A 3486-nucleotide genomic window follows, 5' to 3' on the forward strand; every position below is an offset into this window, starting at 1 on the left:
ACCGTGGTGGCGGGGGCCCACGACCTTCACCGGGCGCGGCCGCTGTCAGCCCTTCCAGCAGCGCCGCACCCTGCCGTCGTCCACCTCGAAGTTCAGCCGGCCCGCCAGGTACTCCATGGTGATGATGGCCCCTGGCGGCAGCGATCTGACGGTGGTCCAGCCATCACCGCGGGCACGCCGCTCCGCGGTGTCGGCGTCGAGGCCCACGTAGTCGTCGGGTGTGTGGTCGGGCTCTGCGGGCGGGGTCGGTATCGGTGCCATGGAACCTCACCGTAGGTGGCGTCGGACGGTGGCGAAAGGCCTACCGCCGTCCGGGATCCGGACGGCTATCAGCATCCTCTCGTACCTCACCGGTCACGCTTGTGTCACAGGATCACGACATACGTTTGACGGCGATGCGTTCATCCATGCTGTTAAGCAGAGAAATTAATACGGAGATCGATCAGGTACTGCCTGAGACAAGTCGATCCTGTTCCGAATTTCTTCCTATCCCATCGCTCCCGAAATACGCCACGCTCTCCCGGAATTCCTTCCGAAGCCCGCTCGGACCGCCGCACCGGAGTCCGGGAATTCATCATTCCTTACGCAGTCCCTACTTCCGGACGAAACTGCCGATCACCCGTACGCGTATCACCCGTGTCCCGGTTCGTGTCGCGCCCTCCCGGATGTCCTTCGTGCCTACTGTGGCTCCAGCCCGAGACGGAATCCCGAGGGGGCAGCGATGGGGACGGACACCGCGGGGACGCCCCCGGGCGCGCCCGCCGCGACGATTCCCCCGAGGCAGCGGCGGCGCGGCCGGGGCCGTGTGGTCGTGGACTGGCTCACCACCACGGACCACAAGAAGATCGGCCATCTCTATCTGATCACCTCGTTCGGCTTCTTCCTGGTCGCGGGACTGCTGGCGATGCTGATGCGGGCCGAGCTCGCCCGCCCCGGACTCCAACTGCTGACCAGCCAGGAGTTCAACCAGGCCTTCACCCTGCACGGCACCATCATGCTGCTGCTCTTCGCCACGCCGACCTTCGCGGGCTTCGCCAACGAGCTGGTGCCGCTGCAGATCGGCGCGCCGGACGTGGCCTTCCCGCGGCTGAACATGTTCTCGTACTGGCTGTTCCTGTTCGGCGGTCTGATGGTGCTCGGCTCGCTGCTGGTGCCCACCGGCCCCGCCGCCTTCGGCTGGACCGCCTACGCCCCGCTGAACAGCCTTGAGCGCTCGCCCGGCGTCGGTATCGACCTCTGGATCATGGGGCTCGCGTTCTCCGGCTTCGGCACGATCCTCACCTCGGTGAACTTCCTGGCGACGATCATCGGTATGCGGGCACCGGGGATGACGATGTTCCGGATGCCGATCTTCACCTGGAACATCCTCTTCACCACGATCCTGGTGCTGGCCGCGTTCCCGGTGCTGGCGGCGGCGCTGCTGGTGCTGGAGTCCGACCGCAGGTTCGGCTCGGTGGTGTTCGACTCGGGGAACGGCGGAGCGCTGCTGTGGCAGCACCTGTTCTGGTTCTTCGGCCACCCCGAGGTCTACATCATCGCCCTGCCGTTCTTCGGCATCATCACGGAGATCATCCCGGTGTTCTCCCGGAAGCCGCTCTTCGGCTACGTGACCCTCGTGGGCGCCACGATGGCCATCACCGGCCTTTCCCTGGTGGTGTGGGCGCACCATATGTTCGCCACGGGTGCGGTGCTGCTGCCGTTCTTCTCCCTGCTGTCGTTCCTGATCGCCGTGCCCACCGGGGTGAAGTTCTTCAACTGGAGCGGCACGATGCTGAGGGGCTCGCTGTCGTTCGAGACGCCGATGCTGTGGGCGGTGGGCTTCCTCGTGTCGTTCCTGCTGGGCGGGCTGACGGGGGTCATCCTGGCCTCGCCGCCGATGGACTTCCATGTCACCGACTCGTACTTCGTGGTCGCTCACTTCCACTACACCGTCTTCGGCACGGTCACTTTCGCCACCTTCGCCGGGTTCTACTTCTGGTGGCCCAAGTTCACCGGGCGGATGCTGGACGAGCGGCTCGGCAAGATCCACTTCTGGACCCTCTTCATCGGCTTCCAGACCACCTTCCTCGTACAGCACTGGCTGGGCGCGGAGGGTATGCCACGGCGCTACGCGGACTACCTGGCGGCGGACGGCTTCACCGTCCTCAACACCGTCTCGACCATCGGGGCGTTCCTGCTCGGATGCTCCACGCTGCCGTTCCTCTACAACGTCTGGAAGACGGCGAGATACGCGCCGAAGGTCACGGTCGACGACCCGTGGGGGTTCGGCAGGTCACTGGAGTGGGCGACGTCCTGCCCACCGCCCCGGCACAACTTCGTCTCGCTGCCCCGGATCCGCTCCGAGGCCCCGGCGTTCGATCTGCATCACCCGGACTTTGCGAGGATGCGCCCAGCCGTTCCTGAGTCCCCGCACGACGACGTCAGCCGCGGTCTCCCAGGGCGCGGGACAGCCGGTCCCTGATCGTCCTGATGTGCGCGGTCAGCTCCACCGGCTCGACCACCTCGAAGTCCAAGCCCGTCAGCATCAGATGGATGACCATCCCATCGAGGCTGACCGCTCCCGTGTGCAGCAGACAGCTGTCCGGCCCTTCCGCTTCCAGCACTCCGTCCGACGGTGAGATGACCTCGGTCGCCCGCTCTACCGGCACCCGCAGTCTGATCACCGCCTTCGCGGCGTAAGCGGTCGTGGACACGCCCTCGGAGACATAGGCCGCGAGGTCGGCGGCCGGTGGGGTGCGCGGGGTGCAGCGCGGGCCGTGCGGCGGTCTGGGGGTGAGCCGGTCGACCCGGAACGTCCGCCAGTCCGCCCGGTCCACATCCCAGGCGACGAGATACCAGCGGCGTTCACTGCACACCAGGCGGTGCGGCTCCACCGTGCGGCGGGTCGACTGGCCGCCATGGTCCTCGTACGCGAACCGCAGCAGCTCCCCGTCCCGGCAGAGGCCGGCCAGCTCCGCCAGGACCGCGGGGTCCACCGGGTTCCGCGGCGCCCGCAGCATCGGCACGGTGAACGTGTTCAGGGCGCTGATCCTCCGGCGGAGCCGGTCGGGCAGCACCTGCTCCAGCTTGGCCAGGGCGCGTACGGAGCTCTCACCGATGCCCTCGACACCCTGGCCCGCGGCGGTGCGCAGACCGACCGCGACGGCCACGGCCTCATCGTCGTCGAGCAGCAGCGGAGGCATCCGGGCGCCCGCGCCGAGCTGATAGCCACCGCCCGTGCCGGGGCTGGCGTTGACGGGGTAGCCGAGCTCGCGCAGACGGTCGACGTCCCGCCGCACGGTGCGCGGCGTGACGCCGAGTCGTCGGGCGAGGTCGGCTCCGGACCAGTCGCGGTGCGCCTGCAGCAGGGAGAGCAGGCGCAGCAGTCGCGCCGAGGTTTCCAGCATGGGACGAGTCTGGCACCGCGGGGGGGCACCGCGGGTGCGCGGGGGGGGCAACTAATAAGAGATGGGGCAGCGTGAAGCCGAGGGTGGTTGGGGCCGTGTT

General features: G+C 67.9%; 3 protein-coding genes. 1 reads left to right on the forward strand and 2 read right to left on the reverse strand.

The window, feature by feature from the left end:
- Nucleotides 1–45 precede the first annotated feature (45 nt).
- The gene (locus ACFWI9_RS15280; protein ID WP_387162113.1) at nt 46–261 is read right to left on the reverse strand and encodes an I78 family peptidase inhibitor; all 216 of its coding nucleotides are present in this window, start codon (nt 259–261) and stop codon (nt 46–48) included.
- Between the two features lie 460 nt (nt 262–721).
- On the opposite strand from ACFWI9_RS15280, the gene ctaD reads away from it, so the two are divergent.
- A complete protein-coding gene (ctaD, locus tag ACFWI9_RS15285; protein ID WP_387162115.1) occupies nt 722–2461 on the forward strand; it encodes a cytochrome c oxidase subunit I in 1740 nt (579 codons plus the stop codon).
- On the opposite strand, the gene ACFWI9_RS15290 is transcribed toward ctaD, so the two are convergent.
- Nucleotides 2421–3386: a helix-turn-helix transcriptional regulator gene (locus tag ACFWI9_RS15290; RefSeq protein WP_387162116.1), complete on the reverse strand. Its 966-nt coding sequence runs from the start codon at nt 3384–3386 to the stop codon at nt 2421–2423. The genes ctaD and ACFWI9_RS15290 overlap by 41 nt on opposite strands.
- Nucleotides 3387–3486 lie beyond the last annotated feature (100 nt).

This window comes from Streptomyces sp. NPDC127084, from assembly GCF_042724175.1.
Taxonomy (GTDB): domain Bacteria; phylum Actinomycetota; class Actinomycetes; order Streptomycetales; family Streptomycetaceae; genus Streptomyces.